18 protein-coding genes and 1 other RNA gene are annotated in these 22,789 nt (G+C 72.4%); 12 read left to right on the top strand and 7 right to left on the bottom strand.

Features of this window, described 5'->3' with window-relative positions; all coding sequences use genetic code 11:
• Window positions 1–309 precede the first annotated feature (309 nt).
• From rnpB to ACZ7PG_RS11725, 8 genes are all read left to right on the top strand, one after another.
• Window positions 310–705, top strand: an RNA gene (gene rnpB, locus ACZ7PG_RS11760) — RNase P RNA component class A.
• Window positions 706–797: 92 nt separating this feature from the next.
• Window positions 798–1,655 (top strand): SCO6745 family protein, encoded by an 858-nt coding sequence (locus tag ACZ7PG_RS11755; protein WP_470239086.1) that lies wholly within the window; start codon window positions 798–800, stop codon window positions 1,653–1,655.
• Between the two features lie 452 nt (window positions 1,656–2,107).
• Window positions 2,108–2,374 (top strand): hypothetical protein, encoded by a 267-nt coding sequence (locus ACZ7PG_RS11750; RefSeq protein WP_004562703.1) that lies wholly within the window; start codon window positions 2,108–2,110, stop codon window positions 2,372–2,374.
• A gap of 9 nt (window positions 2,375–2,383) precedes the next feature.
• Window positions 2,384–2,863, top strand: a complete 480-nt coding sequence (locus ACZ7PG_RS11745; RefSeq protein ID WP_470239085.1) for a hypothetical protein — start codon at window positions 2,384–2,386, stop codon at window positions 2,861–2,863.
• A 3-nt stretch (window positions 2,864–2,866) separates the two neighbouring features.
• Window positions 2,867–5,845 carry an ATP-binding protein gene (locus ACZ7PG_RS11740; protein ID WP_470239084.1) on the top strand — a complete coding sequence of 993 codons (2,979 nt, stop codon included), beginning with the start codon at window positions 2,867–2,869 and terminating at the stop codon, window positions 5,843–5,845.
• Window positions 5,842–7,917 carry a magnesium transporter gene (locus tag ACZ7PG_RS11735; protein ID WP_470239083.1) on the top strand — a complete coding sequence of 692 codons (2,076 nt, stop codon included), beginning with the start codon at window positions 5,842–5,844 and terminating at the stop codon, window positions 7,915–7,917. Before ACZ7PG_RS11740 ends, ACZ7PG_RS11735 begins: the two co-directional genes overlap by 4 nt.
• Window positions 7,918–7,920: 3 nt before the next feature.
• Window positions 7,921–8,523 (top strand): hypothetical protein, encoded by a 603-nt coding sequence (locus tag ACZ7PG_RS11730; protein ID WP_470239082.1) that lies wholly within the window; start codon window positions 7,921–7,923, stop codon window positions 8,521–8,523.
• A 2-nt stretch (window positions 8,524–8,525) separates the two neighbouring features.
• The gene (locus ACZ7PG_RS11725) at window positions 8,526–9,527 is read left to right on the top strand and encodes a C40 family peptidase (RefSeq protein WP_470239081.1); all 1,002 of its coding nucleotides are present in this window, start codon (window positions 8,526–8,528) and stop codon (window positions 9,525–9,527) included.
• 2,037 nt (window positions 9,528–11,564) lie between these two features.
• On the opposite strand, the gene ACZ7PG_RS11720 is transcribed toward ACZ7PG_RS11725, so the two are convergent.
• Complete coding sequence (locus ACZ7PG_RS11720; RefSeq protein WP_470239080.1) at window positions 11,565–12,200, bottom strand: hypothetical protein; 636 nt, start codon at window positions 12,198–12,200, stop codon at window positions 11,565–11,567.
• Between the two features lie 835 nt (window positions 12,201–13,035).
• Between ACZ7PG_RS11720 and ACZ7PG_RS11715 the strand changes: the two genes are divergently transcribed.
• Window positions 13,036–13,224 (top strand): hypothetical protein, encoded by a 189-nt coding sequence (locus ACZ7PG_RS11715; protein ID WP_470239079.1) that lies wholly within the window; start codon window positions 13,036–13,038, stop codon window positions 13,222–13,224.
• Here the strand turns inward: ACZ7PG_RS11715 and ACZ7PG_RS11710 are convergent.
• Window positions 13,221–14,165, bottom strand: a complete 945-nt coding sequence (locus ACZ7PG_RS11710) for an ATP-binding protein (protein WP_470239078.1) — start codon at window positions 14,163–14,165, stop codon at window positions 13,221–13,223. The genes ACZ7PG_RS11715 and ACZ7PG_RS11710 overlap by 4 nt on opposite strands.
• A gap of 130 nt (window positions 14,166–14,295) precedes the next feature.
• On the opposite strand from ACZ7PG_RS11710, the gene ACZ7PG_RS11705 reads away from it, so the two are divergent.
• Both ACZ7PG_RS11705 and ACZ7PG_RS11700 read left to right on the top strand, forming a co-directional pair.
• Window positions 14,296–15,702: an RNB domain-containing ribonuclease gene (locus ACZ7PG_RS11705; protein WP_470239077.1), complete on the top strand. Its 1,407-nt coding sequence runs from the start codon at window positions 14,296–14,298 to the stop codon at window positions 15,700–15,702.
• The gene (locus ACZ7PG_RS11700) at window positions 15,699–16,469 is read left to right on the top strand and encodes a helical backbone metal receptor (protein ID WP_470239076.1); all 771 of its coding nucleotides are present in this window, start codon (window positions 15,699–15,701) and stop codon (window positions 16,467–16,469) included. Before ACZ7PG_RS11705 ends, ACZ7PG_RS11700 begins: the two co-directional genes overlap by 4 nt.
• On the opposite strand, the gene ACZ7PG_RS11695 is transcribed toward ACZ7PG_RS11700, so the two are convergent.
• Genes ACZ7PG_RS11695 through gabT form a run of 3 tightly spaced genes read right to left on the bottom strand, consistent with a single transcriptional unit; the run spans window position 16,456 to window position 19,569 of the window.
• Window positions 16,456–16,734: a hypothetical protein gene (locus ACZ7PG_RS11695; protein WP_470239075.1), complete on the bottom strand. Its 279-nt coding sequence runs from the start codon at window positions 16,732–16,734 to the stop codon at window positions 16,456–16,458. The two genes, ACZ7PG_RS11700 and ACZ7PG_RS11695, sit on opposite strands and share 14 nt — an antisense overlap.
• Before the next feature lie 55 nt (window positions 16,735–16,789).
• Window positions 16,790–18,217, bottom strand: coding sequence for an aldehyde dehydrogenase family protein (locus tag ACZ7PG_RS11690; RefSeq protein ID WP_470239074.1), 1,428 nt, complete (start codon window positions 18,215–18,217; stop codon window positions 16,790–16,792).
• Complete coding sequence (gene gabT / locus ACZ7PG_RS11685) at window positions 18,214–19,569, bottom strand: 4-aminobutyrate--2-oxoglutarate transaminase (protein ID WP_470239073.1); 1,356 nt, start codon at window positions 19,567–19,569, stop codon at window positions 18,214–18,216. The genes ACZ7PG_RS11690 and gabT overlap by 4 nt, the downstream gene beginning before the upstream one ends.
• A gap of 107 nt (window positions 19,570–19,676) precedes the next feature.
• On the opposite strand from gabT, the gene ACZ7PG_RS11680 reads away from it, so the two are divergent.
• Window positions 19,677–21,122 (top strand): PucR family transcriptional regulator, encoded by a 1,446-nt coding sequence (locus tag ACZ7PG_RS11680; protein ID WP_470239072.1) that lies wholly within the window; start codon window positions 19,677–19,679, stop codon window positions 21,120–21,122.
• A gap of 11 nt (window positions 21,123–21,133) precedes the next feature.
• Here ACZ7PG_RS11680 and ACZ7PG_RS11675 read toward each other — a convergent pair whose 3' ends face one another.
• Window positions 21,134–21,853: a cache domain-containing protein gene (locus ACZ7PG_RS11675; protein WP_470239071.1), complete on the bottom strand. Its 720-nt coding sequence runs from the start codon at window positions 21,851–21,853 to the stop codon at window positions 21,134–21,136.
• A gap of 136 nt (window positions 21,854–21,989) precedes the next feature.
• Window positions 21,990–22,718 (bottom strand): FadR/GntR family transcriptional regulator, encoded by a 729-nt coding sequence (locus tag ACZ7PG_RS11670; protein ID WP_470239070.1) that lies wholly within the window; start codon window positions 22,716–22,718, stop codon window positions 21,990–21,992.
• Window positions 22,719–22,789 lie beyond the last annotated feature (71 nt).

The raw sequence follows: 22,789 nt of genomic DNA, 5'->3' as shown, positions 1-22,789 counted from the left end.
TGCCCGGAGCCGTGGAGCGCCGCGGGTCGTGCGTTGGCGGGGTCGCCCGGCCGCCGGGTACCGAGGGGCCACTGGTGCGGCGCTTCGCTCCCGGCCGGGGTGCCCGGAGCCGCGGAGCGCCCGCCGCAGGTCGCGCCCCGGCGGGGTCGCCCGGCTGCGCGGCGGCCTGTCCTGAGGAGCCGCGGCCCGGCAGGCGGCGCCTCGCTCCCGGCCAAGGTGCCGGAAGCCGCGGAGCGCCGCAGCGCGCGCCGCAGCGGGGTCGCCCGGCCAGGCGGCCACCGGGCGCTGGGCTACCATCTTCTCCGCGGACGAGCTGGCAGGGCGGTCGCGGGCCGGGGTGACCCGGTCCGAGGAAAGTCCGGACTCCACAGGGCAGGGTGGTTGCTAACGGCAACCCGGGGTGACCCGCGGGAAAGTGCCACAGAAAACAGACCGCCACGGCCCGCGAGGGCCGGGGTAAGGGTGAAACGGTGGTGTAAGAGACCACCAGCGTCCCGGGTGACCGGGACGGCTGGGTAAACCCCACCCGGAGCAAGGCCAAGAGGGAGCGCGAGCTCCTGCGCAGGCGTTCGAGGACGGCCCGTCCGAGTCTGCGGGTAGGCCGCTGGAGCCTGCCGGCGACGGCAGGCCGAGATGGATGGCCGCCGCCCGGTGAGCCGCGAGGCGACCCGGGAACAGGATCCGGCTTACATGCCGGCTCGTCCGCCTCACTCCCCGAGGGCACCTTCCTCTCGACTCATGCGAGGAAGGTGCCTTTCAGCCTGTCCCGCGTGGTTACTCGGTAGTAGGGTGCCGCTATGGCGGGTGACGAGAAGCGGTTCAAGTCGGCCTTCGATTCCTTGCACGCTCTGGCGTACTTCGCGCCCGAAGTGGACGCGGCGCTCACCGGGATCGGGCTGCGACCGGGGCGGATGCCCTACTTCGCCGGCCGCTCGGCCGCGATGGGCGCGGTCGGGCCCGAGGTCGTCGCCGCCACCTTCTACAACTTCAACCCCGAGGTCGTCGCCCGCGTGATCCCGCGCGCCTGGACCCTCGCGACGCCGGAGCAGGTCCTCGAAGCCCGGCTCGAAGGCGTCGACCGGGCCCTGACCCGGCTCCTCGGCGATGGCGAGCTCAAGAGCGACCAGGTCGTCGAGGCCGCCGAGCTCGCCCGCGAAGCCACCGCGGGGTGCACCACCGAAGGACGTCCCCTCTACGCCGCGCACGCCGGGCTGGACTGGCCCGAGCCGCCGCACCTCGCCCTCTGGCACGCCATCACGCTGCTGCGCGAGCACCGCGGCGACGGCCACATCGCCGCCCTCCTCCTCAACGGCCTGAGCGGCGTGGAAGCGCTCGTCACCCACGTCGCCACCGGCGCCGGGTTCACCGTCGACGCGGCCAAGCTGACGCGCGGCTGGAGCGACGAGCAGTGGACCACCGCCGGCGAGCGGCTGCGCGACCGCGGGATCCTCGACGGCGAAGGCGCGCTCACCGACGAGGGCGTCGCGGTGCGTGACCGCGTCGAGGTCGCGACCGAGGCCGCCGCGAAGGCGCCGTGGGACCACCTCGGGGCGGCGAAGCTGGCCCGGCTGGAGGAGCTCGGCCGGGACCTCACCCGCCGCGTGGTTGCCGCCGGTGCGTTCCCGAAGGGCGTTTTCGCCCAGAGCCGTTCCTGAGGACCAAGATCACGCTATGTAGTGAAAATGGTGTGAGGTCCTGAGCGCCCTGTGACGGACGGCGGAAGACCGTCAAGATCGACATGGGTGCGGACCGGCGGAGGGTGGTCACACAGCGGACTCGCGCGACGGGGCCGTTCGGGTCATGTCACACTGTCCCAGGCCGCACAACGGCGACAGCACCAATACCCACAGTGAGCAAATCCCGAGCAATGGGGTGAGTTCGTCAGCACACTGAGAAGTATGGGTGCCCGGGCTTTAACCCGAGGGCCCTTGCCGCGATGATGGTGGCGTGGAGTTTTCGTGCGCCGTGCGCGCCACAGCGGTTGACAAGGCAGCCGTCCCCTACGCAGCGCGCTTTGACCACTACCCCTCGTAGCCCCCATGATGTTGTTCGAAGCACCGCCTGAGCCAGAGCCGCGCGGGCCCCACCGCGCACCGGGAGTAACGCGATGATGACCTTGACCACCCTCGACACGCTGGCCGCCGGCGAGCTGGGCACGGGAAACGTGCGCCAGTGGCTGCTCGACAACGTCATCCCCCTGGTGCTGCTGGCCGTTGCCCTACTGCTTCTCTGGCTGGGTGGCGGCAAGGGCGACAACGCCGGTGTCATGCGCCGGCTCGCCGGCGTGGTCATCGCGCTCGCCATCATCGGTCTCGCGGTCAGCGGCGCGGGCGTGAACGTGGGCCAGTGGATCGCCGGCCTGTTCACCGGCTGAGGCGGCGGCGTGCGGATCAGGACTGATGACGAGGTCTACCGGGTCGACGCCGTGTGGCTCGGCCCGCCGAAAGCGACTTTTCCCTGGAGAGCGCGCTACGTGGCGTGGCTCATCGGCATCCCGGCGTTCTTCGTCGTGCTCGGCGTCGAACGCTGGGCGGGGTGGAGCTTCGGGTTCTTCTCGACGGCGTGGGCGTTCATCGCGACCATCGTGATCACCCGGCTGCTGACGGCCAAGATCAGCCACGAGCGCCCGCTGGGCACCGTGGTCTCGATGGCCGGTCGCGAGCTCAACACCCCCCGTGAGGTGACCACGGGCACCGGTGGCGCGGTCAGCGCCAGCCGCGTCCGGGTACGGGCCGAGCGCCCGTTGCCGAAGCACCGCCGAAAACGGCAGTACCAGCACCACGGCGGGCCGCCGGGTGCTGTGGTCCAGGGATCACCACGAGCGCGCCGGAGCCGCGGCAACACGGCTCGGGCCGGGAGGTAGTCGTTGTTCGGTCGCGGCGGTAGCCGAGGAAAACGGGGTCGGGACGCACACTCGGGCGCGTGGCAACCGCCCGAGCAGGTCCGCGCGGCGCGGAACGGCTCGGGCGGCGGCAACGGCCGTCGCCTGACCGGCGAGCAGGCGATCCCCGCGTACACCCCCTCGATCGCGGTGCGCAGCATCGACGGGCACCTGGTCCGCACCGGCTACGAGGTCTACGCCTGGTACCGGCTGGCCCCGCAGCGCTGGTCGTTCCGCTCGGACTCGCAGCGGCGCGACCTCGTCGCGGCCATCGCCGGCCAGTACGCCGAGCTGCAGGGCCGCTGGCTGCACCTGCGCGTGACGAACCGGCCGTACCCGATCCGGATGTGGGCCGAGGCGCACGTCTACAACGCACACGGCCGCCCCGGCGACGTCCCGGGCGCGATGTCGTTCGACGACTACCTGATCGGCGAGCAGCAGCAGCTCATGGGCCGCTCGATGGCCGAAAAAGAGGTCTACATCGGCGTCCAGGTGCAGACCCGGCGGATGGTCGACCGCGCCGTCGAGCGCGCCGCGCCGGTGCTGCGCAAGATCCTCCCGGAGGCCGTCGACGCGGAGCTGAGCGCGCTCGACTCCGAGGTCGAGCACCTCGACCAGGTCATCGGCAGCGCGGGGCTGGAGGGCCGCCCGGTGCACGCCGAGGAGATGTCCTGGCTGATGCACCGCTCGTGCTCGCTGGGCCTGCCCGCGCCGCGGAACATGCCCGCCGTGCCCGGTGCGGCCTGGGAGCCCGAGGACCTGGCCAGCTTCACCGACGCCGCCGACTACTACGCCGACCCGTACGCGCCGACGGTGACCGTCCGCGGCCGCACCGGCTCCAACGCCGGCGTCTCGCGCCACCTGGCGATCCTCACCGTCGGGCAGATGCACGGCCTGCAGATTCCCGAGGTCGACGACCCGTGGATCCAGCACGCCGACCGGCTGCCGGCGGCGGTCGAGGTGTCGGCGCGGATCTACGTCCGTCGGCCCGAAGAGGTCGCCAGCGAGCTGCAGCGCCAGATGAACAAGGTGCGCTCCCAGGTCAAGCACTACACCGACGAGCACGAGCTGGAGCCGCCGCAGTCGCTCAACCGGCAGGCCGGGCGCGTGCTGGAGATCGACGACGAGATGACGTCGGGCTTCACCGCGCTCGCCACCCGCGTGCGCTCGTGGTGGCGGCTGGCGGTGTCCGGCCCGACCGAGCGCGACGCGCTGCGCTTGGCCCAGCAGCTGCTGGACCTCTACAAGCCGAAGATCGCGATCGAGCACCCCGAGGCCCAGTACGCGATGGCCAGGGAGTTCATCCCCGGCGAGCCGCTGGCTTCGGCCGCGTACATGCGGCGCGGGTCGGTGGTCTGGGCGTCCTCGGCGGTCCCGACGGCGACGGCGGAGGTCGGCGACCGCCGCGGCATCCTGCTCGGCGAGACGTGCACGGCGACCCGGCGCCCGGTGGCCTGGGACCCGTGGATGGCCCAGGAGATCCGCGACGGCTCGGGCCTGACCGCGATGGTCGCCGGCCTGGGTGCCGGCAAGTCGTTCCTCGGCGGCGGCATCGTCTACAAGACGCTGCGGGCCGGGGCGAGCTGGACGATCCTCGACCCGTCCGGTCCGCTGTCGCGGCTGTGCGACCTGCCGGAGCTGCGGCCGTACGCGCGGCCGATCAACCTGCTCAACGCCCAGCCCGGCATCCTGAACCCGTACCGGGTGGTCGCCGAGCCGCTGATCGAGCACTTCATGGACGAGGACGACCCCGAGCGCTCCTGGCGCCGGGAGAAGGCCCTCGCGGGCGCGACGCGACGGCGTCTCGTGCTGGACGTCCTGACCGGTGTCCTGCCGTACGAGGTCTCGCGGATGGCGCAGACCCGGATCGTGCTGCTGCGCGCGGTCCGCACGGTCGGCGGCCGGTTCGACGCCGACCCGGGCCAGGTAATCGATGCGCTCAGGCGGGATTCTTCGGAACACCACGAGCACGCGGGCGTCGTCGCGGACTTCCTCGACGAGATGCGCGAGCGGATGGCGCTGCTGATCCCGGAGACGGACGCGGACCCGTACGCCGAAACCCGCGACGACCGCCTGACGGTCTTGACGATGGCGGGCCTGACCCTGCCGAAGGACGGCGTCCCGCGCGAGTACTGGACGGACGCGGAGTCCCTCGGCGTCGAGATGCTGAACCTGGCGGCGTGGCTGACCCAGCGGTCGGTGTACGAGAAGCCCAAGGAGATGCGCAAGGGCGTCTGGATCGACGAGGCGTTCTTCCTGTCCGAGGTCCCGACCGGCCGCGTGCTGATGAACCGCTTCGCGCGTGACTCGCGCAAGTGGAACGTCCGGGTGCTGCTGTCGTCCCAGATCCCGGCGGACTTCCTGAAGATCCAGGGTTTCGTGACCCTGCTGGACTCGGTGTTCGTGGGTCGCCTGGACGACGACGACGCCCAGGCTGATGCCCTGCGGCTGTTGAAGGTCCCGGTGGGCGTGGGCTACGAGCAGGTGGTGGCAGCCCTGGGCCGCCGCCCAGGCGCGCAACAGCGAGGCCTGGAGCGCGACATCGAGCCCCGCCAGTTCATCTTCGGCGACGGAGCGGGCGGAGTGGAGCGCATCCGCGTCGACTTCTCGGGCCCGCACCTGGACCACCTGCGCGCGGTGATGGACACGACGCCGGGCTCGAAGGACGCGGCATCCCCGCCCCGCCGCCCGGGCAACGAGCTGGCCCTCCCGCACACGGAGGAGAAGAAGCCATTCGTGGCGTCCCCACCGGAGGACGACATCGAGCTGGAGCAGGACTTCGAGCTGGCGGCGGAGCTGGAGGTCGGGTTGGCCGACGAGAACCTGCTCGGCGCCCCGGACCCACTGGCGTCCGAAACGGGCGAGGTGGAGGGCGGCGTCCAGCAGCCGAACGGCACCAACGGTCACGCCGGGCAGCACGCCCGCACGGGTGGAAAGGGCGGCACCGGCCGGGACGCCGCATGAACACCGTGCTGACGCTGGCGGTCCTGCTGACGTTGGCCGCCGGGTGGCACGCGCTCAAGCGGCGGATCAAGGAAGGCCCGCGGTCGGACCGGCGCACGCCCTCGCGCAAGGCGACGATGTTCGCCGTCATGCTCGTGCTCGGCCTGCAGGCGATCGCGACCGCCCCGGCGGCGAGCGCGGCGGCCTGCGGCGAGGCGCCGAACCCCGAACGCCCCGGCGCCGGCATGGTCGGCGCGATCGACCCCGCCGAAGGGCACGGCGAGGCCGGCAGCGCGTACGTCGACTACAGCTACGCCGGGTTCGTCTGGAACACCTTCGAGACGAACTGCTCCGGGCTGAACCTCACCCCGGCCGGGTCCACTTTGGACACCTGGGGCGGCAACCAGCTGTTCAACCTGGGCAAGAACATCGTCGGCGCGACGAACTCGCTGCACTACACCGTGCTCGAGGGCGGGCTGCTCAACCCGCTGTACAGCGCGGTGAAGTCCGGCGCCGAGAAGGTCTACAACAACATCTACGCCCAGCTCTTCGGGCTGGTCGCGCTGATCCTCTCGATCATGATGTTCCGCAACATCTGGCGCGGTGACCTCGCCGCGGTCAGCAAACGGGCGCTGTACGCCATGGCCGGCATCTGGCTGGCGGCGTCGTCGCTGGCGATGCTGCGGTACTTCGATCCCATCGACAAGGCGATCGTCCAGACCACGACGAACATCCAGGCCGGGTTCGTCGACGACTCCGACGACCGCGTCATCCGGCACGTGCTGCCGACGAACCTGCACAACGAGATCGTCTACAAGAACTGGGTGCGGGGGGAGTTCGGTTCGCCGACCGCGCCCCAGGCCGAGCAGTTCGGCCGCCCGCTCCTGGACGCGCAGGCGTTCACGTGGGCGCAGCTGCGCAACGGCGACGACGGCAACCAGTCCGTCATCGACGGCAAGAAGAACGCCTACAAGGACATCTCCACCAAGCTCGGCCCCGCCACCGGCTACTTCACCGGCGAGGCCGGCGGCCGCACCGGTGCGGGCTTCCTCTCCCTCGGCCAGGCCCTCGTCTACTCGCTCTTCCAGCTCCTGGCCAAGGCGAGTGTCCTCCTGGCCCAGGTCCTGATCCGCCTCTTCGCGCTCACCGCGCCGCTGATCGGGCTCGTCGCCCTGCTGCACCCGGAGATCCTGCGCCGCGTGCTCAAGGTCGCCGGCGGCGTCGCGTTCAACCTCGTCGTGCTCTCCGTTCTCGCCGGGGTGCACGCGCTGCTGCTGCAGGCCATCTTCGACGCCGGGAACTCGCTGAACATGCTCACGCAGATGGTCCTCGCCGGGCTCATCACCGTGCTGCTGTTCATGGTCGGGCGGCCGGTGCGGCGCCTGTGGCAGATGGTCGAGATGTCGGTCAGCATGGTCGGCGCCGCCGTGCCGTCGCCCGGGGGCGGGATCTTCTCGCGCTTCAAACGCAACCGCAACGGCCCGACACCGCAGGACGAGTTCTGGCAGAACGTGCGCGACACCGACGACGTCGTCGACGGCGAGCAGCGCGGTCCGCTCGGCGCCACCGCCGGGGGTGGCCGGTTCCGGCCGGAGGCCACGATCTTCGCCAACTCCCAGCGGCTCGACAACGGCTCCGGCCGCCCGGCCGCGGCCTGGTCCGGGGCCTGGCCGGGGGCCATCAACGGCGGTCCTGCTGGCGCGCTGCCCGCGGGCGGCCGACCCGGTTCCCCCGTGTTCGGCCAGTACAACCCGGCCAACGGCGACCCCGGCGACTACGTCGTCGTCGGTGCCGGCGGCCGGCCGACGCTGCGGGGCGAGGAAAGCCGGCGCGTCGACACCTCGCCGGTGGCCGACCGCCGCTGGAACGACGAGCCCGAGCCCGTCGTCGTGCCGTCCGACCTGCGCGCGCCCGAGTCCGGCTTCAGCGACTACACACCGCAGGACGTCCCCCGGACGCCGGGCGTGCGGGCGCAACCCCGCCGCGTCGACCCCGAGGTCGTCGCCGGCAAGCCGGTCTTCGTGCTGTACCGGCCGTCCCGGGGCATCGAGGTCCGCGAAGAGCGGGACACCGACCAAGCCATGGGGCGGTGACCGATGCCGATCCGCACCAACCGCGGCCGCGCCGCGGTCTACCGTCGCCTGTGGGGCTGGCCGCTGCGCTCGCCCCGCCACCTGATGGGGGCGCTGATCTTCCTGGCGATCCTGGTCACCGCGCTCGGCATCGTGCTGCCGAAGGTGGTCGGCAAGCCGCAGGCCAAGGCGTCGCCCCCCACCGGGACGACCACCACGTCCGTCACCGCGACCCCGCCGGGTGTCGCGGCGCCGGTACCGACGTCGAACCTGCCGACCCGGCTGTCCGCGCCGCTGGCCACCCCGACGACGGCGGCGCCCAACGGGGACGCCGTGCGCGTCGCCAAGGAGTGGGCCGCGGCGTGGGTCGACCACCCGGCCGGGATCACCTCCGACCAGTGGCTGGCCAAGCTGAAACCCTTCACCACCGAGGAGTACCTGCCGGTGATGGCGTCGGTCGACCCGGCGAACATCCCGGCGACGAAGGTCACCGGTGAGCCGGTCGTCGGCACGTCGTACACGAGCTCGGTGCAGCTGACGATCCCGACCGACGGGCCGAAGCTGGCCATCACGGTCGTGAACACCAACGCCGGCTGGCGCGTCGCCGACTACGACCAGGCGAGCTGAGCGTGCGGCGGCTGGGGCTGTGGCTGGGACTGGTCGTGTTCGTCGCGATCGGTGCCCTGATCGTCACCGCCGTCGCCGCCAAAGTGGTCATGGACAACCAGCAGGCGCAGGCCCGGGGCGTGTCGCTGACCAGCTGCGACGCCTCGGTCGGGCCGACCCAGCCCGGCGAGGGCGAGCGCGGCACGGTCGACGCGTCGAAGCTGGACGACGAGCAGAAGGGGATCGTCGCGCTGATCATCACGATCGGCAAGCAGCGGTCGCTGGCGCCGCGCGCGTGGCAGGTCGCGATCCAGGCCGGCATGACCGAGTCCGGGCTGCACAACCTCACCTACGGCGACCGCGACTCCCTCGGCATCTTCCAGATGCGCCCGTCGATGGGCTGGGGCACGTACGCGCAGGTCACCGACCCGACGTACGAGGTCAACAAGTTCTACGACGTGCTGCTCGCGGTGCCGGACTGGGAGAACAAGCGCCCGGGCGACGCCGCGCAGGCCGTCGAGCGCTCGGGTTTCCCGGACCGCTACCACAAGTGGGAGCCGATGGCGGCGACGCTGGTGGAGAACGTCGGCCAGGTCGTCGACGTCGTCGCCTGCGGCACCGGGCTGGGCCAGCTGCTCCCGCCGAGCCAGGCCGCCGCGAAGGCGATCAGCTTCGCGCTGGGCGAACAGGGCAAGCCGTATGTGTGGGGCGCCACGGGCCCGAATTCGTACGACTGTTCGGGCCTGATGCTGCGGGCGTACGAGTCGGCGGGGATCATCCTGCCGCGCGTTTCGCGCGACCAGTACCACGCGGGCGCGCTGCTGCCGGTGCGCGAGGCGCAGCCCGGTGACCTGCTGTTCCTCGCCAACGACCCGTCGAACCCGAACACGATCCACCACGTGATGATGTACCTGGGCGACGGCAAGGTCGTCGAGGCGCAGCAGACCGGTGTTCCGGTGCACACACGGGCGTTCTCGTTCGACGAGGCCGAAGTGGTGCCGCAGGCCGTCCGTCCCGGCGTTTAGCATGGGTTGAGGCCCTTGACCCGAACGGGGCCGGCGGATTCGGCCGATTCACCCGACGTCGCGGCGCTTCCACGAGCAGGTGGCCGCGTACTGGCAGAGGATGAGCACGTGGGACGCAAATTCGGCAAGCGGGGCAAGCCCGGTTCGGGCGAGCCCCAAGACCCGGCATCGCTGTTCGGCGCGCCCCAGCCACCCCGGCAGTCGGCGCGCCCCGCGTCCAGCACGCCCCTGTCCGACCAGCTGAGCCAGGGCTACCCGGGCGTCGACGCGGGGTACGTGGTGCTGCCCAGGTCGCTGGCGGAGGGCATGTCGCTGCCGTGGCAGCAGCAGATGTCGGCATTGCTGGCCCAGTTCCACGCGGAGCACGCATCGCTGACCTGGCCGATTTATCGCGTGGTGCCGTCGCGCTACGAGAGGCTGGCGGACCTCGACGAGGAGCAGCTCGCGGAGGCGGGCTACCTGGTGGAGATGGACGTCGACGGCGACATGGTCTACCGCGAGCGCAGTGGACGGAAGGTCGACGACCCGGAGAACACGTCGGTTTTGGTGTCGTCCTTGGATCCGATCCCGAAGCCGGCGGCTCGTCCTTCGCCGCCACCTCCGGGTGCGCGGCCGGGTCAGGCCCCGGCGCCGGCTCCGGCTCCGGCTCCGATGAACATCGGGCCGGCGCCGGTGTGGCGGACGGTGCCGCAACCTCCGTCCGGGTGGGGGCCGGGGCAGTCCGGGGCGGGTCCGACGTGGGGCCAGGAGCCGGGACGCGGGCGTCCGCAGCCGGAGGAGCGCGAGTGGTCGGTGGCGTCGGAGTCCGAGTCCCCGGGCCCGGTGAGGGCGCCTCGCCATGCGGCTCCCGAGGTGCCAGTTGGGGCTGCTGGTCCTGCTCCGGCTTCGCGGGTGGGCGACGTGGAGCCGTCGATCGATGAGCTCGAGGCAGTGGCCGGGCATGCGCCGTCGCGGCCCGAAACCGCGTCTCGGCCCGCGCCGGAGCCGGTGATTTCTTCGCCGGAGCCAGCCGAGCCGGGGCGTGGGAACGCGGCCGGGCGGGTGGCGTCGCCCCCGGAGCCGGGTGAGGCCGAGACGGCTTCGGCCGAGTCCGCGCCGGAGCCAGTGGCGTCGTCGCCTGAGCCAGCCGGCCCGGGTTTTGGGAGCACGGCCGAGCCGGTGGCGTCGCCGCCGGAACGAGCCGAGCCGTCAGAGGCCGAGGCGGCTGCGGAGCCAAAGCCTTGGGAAGCGGTTCGGCCGGAGGCGGCTGAGCGCGCGACTGTCGAACACGAGCCGCGGGATGTGGTCGAGCCGGAATCTGCGCCTATCGGGCGTGAGCCGCACGGGACGGCCGAACCCGTGCCTGTCGAACACGAGCCGCGGGATGTGGTCGAGCCGGAATCTGCGCCAGCCGGGCGTGAGCCGCACGGGACGGCCGAACCTGTGCCCGCTGGGCGTGGACCGGAGGAAGCGGTTCAGTCGGAGGTGGCCGAACCCGGGCCTATCGGACGTGAGCCGCAGGAATCGGTTCAACCGGAGGCGGCCGAGCCCGTGCCCGCGGGGCGTGAGCCAGAGGAAGCGACTCGGGCGGAGGCGGCCGAACCCGCGCCTACCGAACGTGAGCCGCAGGATGTGGGTCGGCCCGGAGCGTCTGTGCCTCCGTCGGCTGAGCCCGAGTCGCGGGACGAGCCGCAGCTGGGCGGCCCCCAGCTCGAGGCGAGGCCCTGGGAAGCGGTTCAGCCGGAGGTGGCTGAATCCGCGCCGACCGAGCACGAGTCGCGGGACGCGGTTCAGCGCGAGGCGTCTGAGCCTTCGTCGACTGAGTCCGAGCCGCGGGATCTTGCGGAGTCCGAGGCGGCCGAACCCCAGTCGGCTGGCCTGCAGCCTGCTGGTTCGCACCAACAGCAGTCGGCTGCGCCGACCGCATCGCAGGTGCAGGAGCCGCCTGCCGTCGGGCAGTCGGAAACGTCTGCTGCGCCGGAGCCCGAGTCGTCAGCCGCGGCCCCGCAGCCTGCCGTGCCACAGCTGACGGACACCGGGGCTTCGCGACCTCCCATGTCACAGCCGCCGGCCGCCGGTGCACCGTCGCCTGATGTGCCGCAGTCGCCGAGCTGGCAACAGCCGCCGGTTATGCCGCAAGCGCCGGCTGCGGCTCCGCCGCAGCCGGCCGGACCGCCGTCGCAGCCGCCGGCCGCGGCTCAGCAGGACCCGGCTGCCGGTTCGCAGGGTTCCGGCCAGCAGCAGCCGCCTGCCGCGCAGCCGCCACCGCACTCGAGCCCGCAATCGCCGACTCAGCAGCAGTCCGCTGCCGGTTCGCGGCCGCTGGGCCAGCAAGAATCTGCTGTTTCGCAGCCGCTGGGCCAGCAAGAACCCGCTAGTTCGCAGCCGCCGACCGAGCAGCAACAGGTGTCGCCCGCCGCACAGCAACCTGCCGGTCCGCGATCGTCGGGGCCGCAGCAGTCGGCGGCCGAGCTGCAGTCGCCGGACCAGCGGCCAACGTCGGTCGTGCAGCCGCTGCCGCAGGTGCCGAACCAGGAACAGACCTCGGCCGTGCAGCAGCAGGCGCCGGATCAGCAGCAGTCGCCCGCCGTACAGCAGTCGCTGGAGCCGTCGAACCAGCAGCAATCGCCTGCCGCGCAGCAGCCGCTGGATCAGCGGCAGCCGCCCGCCGTGCCGCAGTCGCCGGTCCGGCACCAAACGCCCGCAGCCCCGGAGCCAGCGGCTCAACCGCAATTGCCCGCCGTGCCGCAGTCATCGGCCCAGCACCAAACGCCCGCGGCCTCGGAGCCGGCGGCTCAACAGCAACCGTCTGCGGCTCAGCAGCCAGCGGTCCAGCACCAGCCGCCCGCGGCCCCGGAGCCGGCGGCTCAACAGCAACCGTCTGCGGCTCAGCAGCCGGCGGCTCAGCACCAGCCGCCCGTGGCCCCGCGGTCACCGGTCCAACAGCAACCGTCTACGGCTCAGCACCAATCGCCCGCAGCCCAGCAGTCACCGGCCCAGCACCAACCGCCCGCAGCCCAGCAGTCACCGTCCCAGCACCAGCCGCCCGCAGCCCAGCAGCCAGCGGCCCAGCACCAACCGCCCGCAGCCCCCCAGCCACCACCAGCCAGCCACCAACCCACCCCGCCACAGCCCCCAGCCACGGCGACCCCTCCCTGGGCCCCAGCTCCCACCCCACCAACACGCTCCAAGCCAGTCTTCCCGGGCCCGGAATCAACCCCCCAGCCCTTCCCGGCCCGCCACGCCGCCCCGGCCCGCCCGGTCTTCCCGGGCCCCGGCACCATGCCGCCCGTCCCCCCGAACTCGGCGCCGCCCGTCTTCCCTGGCCGGGACACCGCCCTCCCGCAACCCTCCCGGCAAGAACCCGCCACCCCGCCGCGCGGGACTCCCCGCGGCTGGTTCGACGAACTGCCCGACCAGCCCGCCGAACCCGAAGACAACCAGGACTTCGGCCCCACGGGACAACCGACCGAGATCCCCTACCGGTACAAGCGCTGACAACCCGGCTCGCGGGTGCGAACCTAGGACCATGTCGAACGATCCGAACCCGGACAAGGGCTGGTACTACAACACCCGCACCCGCCAGGTCGAGCACCTCGAACGCAGCCGCGGCATCGACCTGCTCGGTCCGTACCCCGACGAGGCCACCGCCCGGCGGGCCCTCGACATCGCGCGGGAACGGACCCGGCAAGCCGATGCCGAGGATGCCGACGACTAGACCGGCAGCCGCGGGCCGAGCACGAACTCCGGATCCACCTGCGACGCCAGGCTCTCGCCCGCCCAGGCCCGTGCGTTGCGCAGGTGGAACTCGACGGCTTGACGCTGGTAGCGCGCCCAGTCGCGCTGCTCGGCGTCGACCGTCGCTCGCATCGAGGACAGCGTCTGGAGGTTGCGCGGCTCGAGCTCGGTGATCGGCCGGGTCGTGCCGCGCTCCGCCGCGCGTACGTGGCGGGATGCCGACATCCACCCCAGCAGCGCCTCGCCGATCTGCTCCTGCAGGAACTCGACGTCCTCGGCGTCGGTCACCTTGTTGCCCACCACCACGAGCCGCACGCCGAAGTCGCGCGCGTAGTCCGCGTACTGCCGGTACACGCCCACGCTGCGGACCGTCGGCTCGCACACCAGGAACGTCACGTCGAACCGCGTGAACAGCCCCGACGCGAACGCGTCCGCCCCCGCCGTCATGTCCATGACGACGTACTCGCCCTCGACGTCGACCATGTGGTTCAGGAGCAGCTCCGCCGCCCCCACCTTCGAGTGGTAGCACTTGACGCCGAGGTCGTCCTCGTCGAACTGCCCGGTGACGCCGAGGCGCACGCCGCCCAGCTGCCGGAAGCACGCCGCGAACACCGGGTTGTCCTCGAACGGCCGGACCAGCCGCGACCCGCGGCCCGGCGGTGTCGTCTTGATCATCGACGCCGCGTCCGCGATCCGCGGGTTGTCGCCGCGCAGGTAGTCCTTGATCAGGGCCATGTTGTCGCCGAGCGTCGGCCAGGCGAGCGCTTCCTCCTCGGGCGCGCCGAGCGCCACCGCGAGGTGCTGGTTGATGTCGGCGTCGATGGCCAGCACCGGCGCACCGGCGTCGGCGAGGTACGCGACGAACAGCGATGACAGCGTGGTCTTCCCGCTGCCGCCCTTGCCGACGAACGCGATCTTCACGGTCGGAGCCCCTTCTGGAAATGAAGACGGTTTTCATTATTGCGGAAGTCAACGTACACCCGACCGGCCCGCGCCCGATCGGGCGATCATCGGGCTCTTCGAGGGTTAGGGTTGGGGGGTGCCTCCCCTCGTGATCAGGACACACTCGGCGGGCGGGGACTTCGGCCCCCTGCGTGCCGAGTTTTCGCTGCCGGAGTCGTTCGGGCCCGAGGTGCTGGCCGAAGCGGAAGCCGCGGTGCTCGATCCCCTGGCGAGCGCCGGCCCGCGCGAGGACGCGACGGACCTGCCGTTCGTCACCATCGATCCGCCGGGCTCCAAGGACCTCGACCAGGCGATGGTCGTCGAACGGACCGCGCACGGCTTTCGCGTGCACTACGCCATCGCCGACCTGGCCGCGTTCGTCCCGCCCGGCGGCGCGCTCGACCGCGAGTCGCGCTCCCGCGGGCAGACGCTTTACCTGCCCGACGGCAACGTCCCACTGCACCCGCCGGTGCTCTCCGAAGGCGCGGCGAGCCTGCTGCCGGGCGAAATCCGGCCCGCGGTGCTCTGGACCATCGAGACCGACGAGGCGGGCGAGCTGACGACGACGCGGGTGCGTCGCGCGCTGGTTCGGTCCACCGAGCAGTTCGACTACGAGACGGTGCAGGCCGCGCTCGACGCCGGCAACCCGCACCCCTCGGTGGCTGCGTTGCCCGAGCTGGGACGGCGACGGCGCGAGCTGGCCGTCCGCCGTGGCGCCGTCGAGCTGCAGCTGCCGGAGCAGGAGATCAGCGGCGACCCGGACGGCGGCTGGGTGCTCGCCCGCCGGCCGCGCACCGCCGTCGACGCCTGGAACGCCGAGATCTCGCTGCTCACCGGGATGGCCGCGGCCCGGATCATGATCGACGCGCGGGTCGGCGTCCTGCGCACGCTGCCCGACCCGGAGCCCGAAGCCGTCGACTGGCTGCGTCGCTCGGCCGAAGCGCTGGGCATCACCTGGGCGCGGGAGACGACCGTTTCGGAGTTCCTGTCCCGGTTGGATCCCGGGCAGCCGGCGTCGATGGCGCTCTACGCCGACACGACGCGCCTGCTGCGGGGCGCGGGGTACACGGCGTTCGACGGCGAGCTGCCGGCGTTGACGACGCACGCGGGCATCGGCGGCGCGTACGCGCACGTGACGGCGCCGATCCGGCGGCTGGTCGACCGGTTCGCGACGGAGATCTGCCTCGCGGTCTCGGCCGGGCGCGAGGTGCCGGCCTGGGTGCGGGCGGCGCTCGCGGACGTCCCCGAGCGCATGACGGCGTCGGACACGCTCGCCGCGAAGGTCGAGCGGGCGTGCATCGACCAGGTCGAAGCGTGGGTGCTGGCCGAGCACATCGGCGGCGAGTTCAGCGCGGTGGTGCTGCGCGCGGACGAGAACAAGGCGGAGATCCTGGTCGAGGACCCGACGGTGATGGCGAAGTGCGCGGGGGAGAAGCTGACCGCGGGGGAGCGGATCGGGGTCCGGCTGACCGCGGTCGACGTCGAGAAGCGGAAAGTGTCGTTCGAACGCGCATGACCTGGGTCGACGATCTCGGCGAGCCGGTGCCGTTGAGCGGCCCGGCTTCCCGTGTGGTTTCCCTGGTGCCGTCGCTGACCGAAGCGGTCGAGGTCAGCGCGCCCGGCCGGCTCGCCGGGGCGACGGACTACTGCACGCACCCGGCCGCGCTGGACGTCCCGCGCGTGGGTGGCTCGAAGTACCCGAAGATCGACGACGTGCTGGACCTGGCGCCGGACCTCGTGCTGGCCAACTCGGAGGAGAACCGCCCGGAGGACGTGGAACGCCTGCGCGCCAACGGGATCCCGGTCTGGGTGATGGCCGCGGCGGCGACGGTCCCGGCCGCGCTGGGGTCGCTGCGGCGGATCCTGACCCAGGCGTACGAGCTCGAGGAGCCGGACTGGCTGGTCGAGGCCGAGGAGGTCTGGCGCGCGGTCCGGCCGGTGCGGTTCCACGCGGTGGTCCCGGTGTGGCGCAAGCCGTGGATCGTCCTGGGCCGCGAGACGTTCGGCGGCGACGTCCTGCGGCGCGTCGGCGTGGCGAACGTCTACGCGGGGTCGCCCGAGCGGTACCCGCGGCCGGACGTCGACGAGCTGCGCGCGCACTTCGCGGCGGACGCGGACCTGCTGGTGCTGCCGGATGAGCCGTACCTGTTCACGGAGGAGGACGGCCCGGACCACTTCCCGGACGCGCGGTACGTCCTGGTCTCGGGCCGCCACCTCACGTGGTACGGACCTTCGCTCGTCGAGGCGCACGCCGCGCTGACGGCGGCGCTTACCGGGCCGTGAAGTCGAACCCGCGGGCCAGTGCGGCGCGAACGCCGCGGGCGACCTCGGCCGGCCGGACCGGCTCGGTCGCCAGGTGCAGCCAGTTGTCCGGCCGCGGCCGTCCGGTGTCGACCACCAGGGTGGCGCCCGGCCGCTCGGCGAGTTCGACCGCGAAGGTCATCGTCGCGCCGAGCCCCTGCGAGTAGGTCGGCTTGGCGCGGACCGTCCAGCGGTAGTCCGTGCCCTCGACCGTGATGAGCCGTGAACCCTTGCGTGCCAGCGTCATGCGCCCTCCTCACCCGGCCCCGAACCTACGCCGGCGCCGGGCGGGGAGCGAACGATTACAGCGTCAATCCCGTCAGGACCGTGACCCGCTCCTCGGTGAAGTCCGCCATCGCCGACGCCGGGCCCTCGCGGCCCACGCCGGAGTCCTTGACCCCGCCGTAGGGCATCTGGTCCGCGCGGAAGCTCGGGACATCGCCCACCAGCACCCCGCCGACCTGGAGCTTGGCCGACACCTCGAACGCCGTCGGGAGGTCGCGCGTGAACACGCCCGCCTGCAGCCCGAAGCGCGACGCGTTGATCCGCTCGACGCCCTCGGCCACCGAGGCCACCCGGACCAGCGAAACCACCGGTCCGAACACCTCCTCGGCCATCACCGACGCGTCTTCGGGGACGTTCGCCAGCACCGTCGGCTCGACCGTGGCACCCGATCGGCCGCCGCCGGTCAGCAGCGTGCCGCCGGCCGAAACCGCGTCGGCGACCCACGACTCCACGCGCTCGGCCGCGGACGCGTTGATCAGCGGCCCGACGTCGACGCCGTCCGCGCGCGGGTCGCCCGTGCGCAAAGCCTGGACCTGCGCCAGAACCTTCTCGGCCAGAGCGTCGTAAACGTCCGAGTGGACGTACACCCGCTGCACCGAAATGCACGACTGGCCCGCCTGGTACATCGCGAACGTCGCGATCCGCTGCGCCGCGAAGTCGAGGTCCGTCCAATCCGGACAGACGAGCACCGCGCCGTTGCCGCCCAGCTCCAGCGCCACGTGCTTGCGCGGCACGCGGTCGCGGATGGCCCAGCCGACCGGGACCGAGCCGGTGAACGACACCACCGGCAGCCGCGGGTCCTCGACCAGCCGCGACGACGTCTCGTTGTCCACCGGCAGGATCGACCACGACCCCGCCGGGAGGTCGGTCTCAGCCAGGATCTCGCCGAGCAGCAACGCCGTCAGCGGCGTCGCCGGCGCGGGCTTGAGCACGATCGGCGCGCCGACCGCGATCGCCGGGGCGACCTTGTGCGCCACCAGGTTCAGCGGGAAGTTGAACGGCGTGATGCCCAGGACGGGCCCGCGCGGGACGCGCCGGACCAGCGCCAGCCGGCCGGTGCCGCCCGGGTCGGTGTCGAGCCGTTGCAGCTCGCCCGAGAAGCGCCGCGCCTCCTCGGCGGCCCAGCGGAACGTCGAGACCGCGCGCCCGACCTCGCCGCGCGCCCACTTCAGCGGCTTGCCGGACTCGGCCGTGATCAGCTGGGCGATCTCTTCGGACCGCTCGCCCAAGGCCCGGGACACGTGGTCCAACGCCCCGGCGCGGACGTGCGCGGGCAGCGTCGCGAACTCGTCGGCGACGTCGTGGGCGGCCTGCACCGCGGCTTCGACGTCCTCGGCCGAAGGCACGAAGTGCGACCCGGCCTCGGAACCGTCGTAGGAGTGGCGGACGACGGCCGTCGAGCCGCCGGTCACCGGCTTTCCGGCGACCCAGAAGGGGAAAGTCATGCGCGAGCCTCCGTGCGGACAGCGTGCTCGAGGACCGAGAGGCCCTCGTCGAGCAGGTCGTTGGACAGGGACAGCGGCGGCAGCAGCCGGACGACGTTGCCGTAGGTGCCGCAGGTCAGCACGATCACGCCGGCCTGGTGGCAGGCCGCGGCGACGCGCTTGGTGAGGCCGGCGTCGGGCTCGGTCGTGCCGGGCTTGACGAACTCCGCGGCCAGCATCGCGCCGCGCCCGCGGACGTCGCCGATGACGCCGGTTTCGGCAGCCAGCGCGCGCAACCGTGGCAGGACAGCACCTTCGATGCGCTTCGCCGACGCGGCCAGGTCTTCGGTCTTCATCGTCTCGATCGAGCCGAGCGCGGCGGCGCAGGCGATCGGGTTGCCGCCGTACGTGCCGCCGAGCCCGCCCGGGCCGACGGCGTCGAGGAGCTCGGCGCGGCCGGTGACCGCCGAGAGCGGGAGGCCGCCCGCGATGCCCTTGGCCGTCGCGATCAGGTCCGGGACGACGTCCTCGTCGGTGGAGGCGAACCAGGATCCGGTGCGGCAGAAGCCCGTCTGGACCTCGTCGGCGACGAACACGACGCCGTTTTCGCGGCACCACGCGGAAATCGCGGGCAGGAAGCCGCGGGCGGGCTCGATGAAGCCGCCCTCGCCCTGGATCGGCTCCAGGACGACGGCGGCCGTCTGGTCGCCGCCGATCTGCTTCTCGATGCGGTCGATGGCCAGCGCGGCCGCCTCGGGGCCGGACAGGCCGTCGCGGTACGGGTACGAACCCGGCACGCGGTAGACCTCGGGCGCGAACGGGCCGAAGCCGTGCTTGTAGGGCACCGACTTCGCGGTCATGCCCATGGTGAGGTTGGTGCGGCCGTGGTAGGCGTGGTCGAACACGACGACGGCCTGGCGCCTGGTCGCCGTGCGGGCGATCTTCACGGCGTTCTCGACGGCCTCGGCGCCGGAGTTGAACAGCACCGACTTCTTCGCGTGGTCGCCCGGCGTCAGCTCGGCCAGCGCCTCGCAGACCTCGACGTACCCCTCGTACGGCGTGACCATGAAACAGGTGTGGGTGAACCAGCACGCCTGCTTGCGGACGCGGTCGACGACGGCCGGCGCGGAGTGCCCGACGTTGGTCACGGCGATGCCGGAGCCGAAGTCGATCAGGACGTTGCCGTCGGCGTCGGTGAGCAGGCCGCCGCTGGCGGAGGTGACGTAGACCGGCAGCACCGAGCTGACCCCGGCGGCGACGGCGTTCGCGCGGCGCTCCTGCAGCTCGCGCGAGACGGGGCCGGGGATCTCGGTGCGCAGCCTGCGCTGCCGGGGTGCCGGCGCCTGCGGCTCGGCGGTGGTGCTTGCGGTCACGGCGTGCTCCTGCGGACGCGGGTCGGGTGGACGTCCTCAGGATGAGCTGCCGCCGGGCGGCCGTCAGCTGGCCTTTCCGTACAGGAAGGCGCGTAGAATTGGCCGTTATGGCACTCACGCTGTCCGGACTGGCCGCCGACCGCCCGCTCGGGCTGCGGGTGCTGACCGGCGGTGATCTCCTGGACCGCCCGATCGGGTGGGTGCACCCGACGGAGCTGACGGACCCGCAGGCGTTCCTCGAAGGCGGCGAGCTGCTGCTGACGACCGGGCTGGCGCTGGCCGAAGAGACGTCGCCGGCTTACGTGCGCCGCCTGGTCGAGGCGGGCGTGGCCGGGCTCGGCTTCGGCGTCGGGCTCAGCCACGACTTCGTTCCGCACGCGCTGGTGTCGACGGCGGCCGAGGTGGGGCTGCCGGTGCTGGAGGTGCCGCGCGAGACGCCGTTCATCGCGATCACGCGAGCTGTTTCGCGGGCGGTGGCGGCGGACGAGTACGCGACGACGGTCCGGATCGGCAAGGCCCAGCAGGAGCTGACCCGCACGGCGGTCGGCAAGGGCGGCCCGGCGGGGGTGCTGCGCAAGCTGGCGAAGCTCATCGACGGCTGGGTGCTGCTCTTCGACCGGACAACCGTCACCGAAGCGGCTCCGGCGAGCGCCCGTGCGTACGGCACTTCGCTGCGCGAAGAGCTGGAGCGCCTTCGCGTCGGTACGCGGGTGGTCGCACTCGACGGGCAGGAGGTCGTGCTGCAGACCCTCGACACGAGTGCGCGCCGGGTGCTCGCCGTCGGCGCGTCGCTCGACACCGCGGGGAGGCACATCGTCAACACCGCGGTCTCGGTGCTTTCCCTGGCGCTGGAACAGGATCGCGCGCAGGCGGCGGCGCGGCAGGCGCTGCGGTCGGGGTTGCTGGAGCTGCTGATCGGCGGCCAGGCCGAGCTGGCGCTGCGGGTGCTGGCCGAGACCGGCGGTGAGCCGCCGCGCGCACCGTGGTCGGTGCTGGTGTTCGCCGGGACGCCCGCCGCGCGGCGCAAGCTGCTCGCGGCGCTGGAGGGCGAGCCGGTGTTCGCCGCGCGGCGCGGCTCGGCGGTGGTCGCGATCGGCCCGGCCGACCCGGCGGCGGAGGCGGCGGTGCGGATCGGCGGCCTGCACGGCGGACTGGCGGGCCCGGTGTCCGCGACGGACTTCGCGGCCGGCTTGGAGCAGGCGGAGCTGGCCGCCCAAGCGGCACTGGCGGAGGACAAAACCCTGGTGTCGGCGGCGGAACACACGGGTCGCGGCCTGCTGTCGCTGATCGAACCCACGGTGGCGCAAGCGTTTGCGCGCGGCTTGCTCACCCCGCTTCGCACCCACGACACGACGGGCCGCGGCGACCTGGAGACGTCCCTGCGCTGCTGGCTGGAGCACCACGGTCACTGGGACGTCGCGGCCGCGCGGCTGGGAGTGCACCGGCACACGCTGCGGAACCGGATCCGCAAAGTGGCGGAACTGCTGGGCCGCGACCTCGACTCACCCGGCGTCCGCGCGGAGCTGTGGGTCGCGCTGCAGGCTCGTGAGTGAGAAACAGTGTTCTAACCCTGTTTCTCACTCACGAGCACGATCGGTGAGTCCCCGCAGCGGCGCAGGACCGGGCCCGGTGTCGCGCCCGCCGACCACCACGCCGGGACGTCGGCCTCCCGGACCAGCGATCCCGTCGGCTGCCGGACGCTGTTGGACACGATCACCCGCCCCTGCGCGTTCAGCAGCGCCGCCCCGCGGCCCAGTGACCGCAGCCGCGGCCGGACCGCTCGCTCGAACTCGCGCACGTACACGTCCGCGCCGACCACGCCCGCGAACGCACCGTCGCGGACCACCGGGATCGTGAACGTCAGCGTGTACTCGTCGGTGCACAGGTAGTCCACGTACGGGCCGTTGATGTGCCGGCGCCCGGTGTCGCGGGGGACCGTGAACCACGACTGGCGCGTGTAGTCCAGGAAGTTCTCCGCGGCCGGGTCCAGGCTGATGAACAGCTGCGACGGGTCCGCGGCCGAGCCCGTCCACCACTCGAAGCCGAACTCCGAGTCGGACAGCACGTGGGGTGCGCTGACGAACCCCGCGCCGACGATCAGGCCGCCGAGCGCCTCGGTGACCTGCGGCCGGATCCGGCGCAGTGCCTCTGTGACAGGAGCAGCGTCCGCCAGCACCGACTCGGCCGCCGCCAGCAGGGGCTTCAGCCGTTCGAAGACCCCTTCCACCAACGCCGAGACCTGCTCGACGACCTCGTCGCCGGTCAGCGTGCGGGTGTCGTTCACAGTGCTCACCTCGATGCGCGGGAGTACGGCGGCGTGACTAATCCGGCCAAAAGCAGGCCGCCCTCGCGCAATACGCGACTGTCGCCGCGAAGTCTTCGGCCGTGACTGTGGTCGGATCAGTCACCATCGGCAGAGTTTAGGGGGCCAGCAGGTCGAGGTGCACGTCCGCGAGCCGGTCGAGCGCTCCGAGGATGTGCTCTTCGGTGAGTTTGCGGGCCAGTTCGCCGTCCGCGGACGCGATCGCCGCGGTGATCGCCGCGTGCTCTTCGTGCGGGTGGGCCCCCAGCGGCAGCCACAGCAGCCCGCCGCGTTCGCTCTGCAGCTGCAGTTCCTCGTGTGTCAGCCGCGGTGACTGCGCGGCCGCCGCGACCTCCAGGTGGAACTGCCGCTCCGCCCGCGTGAAGTCGATGCCGTGCGCCGTGCGGAGGTCGTCGGTCGCCAGCCGCAGCCGGGCGACGTCCTCGGGTGAGCTGCGCTCGGCGGCGAGCTTCGCGGCGGCTCCGGCGATCGCCAGGTAGTGGTCGCCGACGTCGCGCAGATCCGACAGGGACACTTCGCGCAGCCGCGCGCGCCACTCGTCCGGGGGCGGGTTGGCCGGCGCCCGGACGAAGCTCCCGCCGCTGCGCCCGCGCCGCGTCTCGACCAGTCCCTGCTGCCGCACCGCCACGAGCGCTTCCCGGACTGTCACGGTCGAGACGCCGAACTGCGCGGCCAGGTCGGCTTCGCTGGGCAGCTGTTCCTCGTCGGCGAGCAGGCCGAGCGTGATGGCGTCGACCAGCCGCGCCGCCACCGCTTCCGCCCGGCCGACCTGGCCGAGCGGCGCGAACATGGCGGACCGCGCGCTGTGCGACATGCCCTTGCCCATCGTGCCCCTTCGCCCGCCGTACTCGTTCGCACCAATCTTGCCTGATCCTCTTGTCCTATTACATATGGACT

Source organism: Amycolatopsis sp. NPDC114504 (genome assembly GCF_055633595.1).
This window is presented reverse-complemented; position numbering and strand designations above follow the sequence as displayed.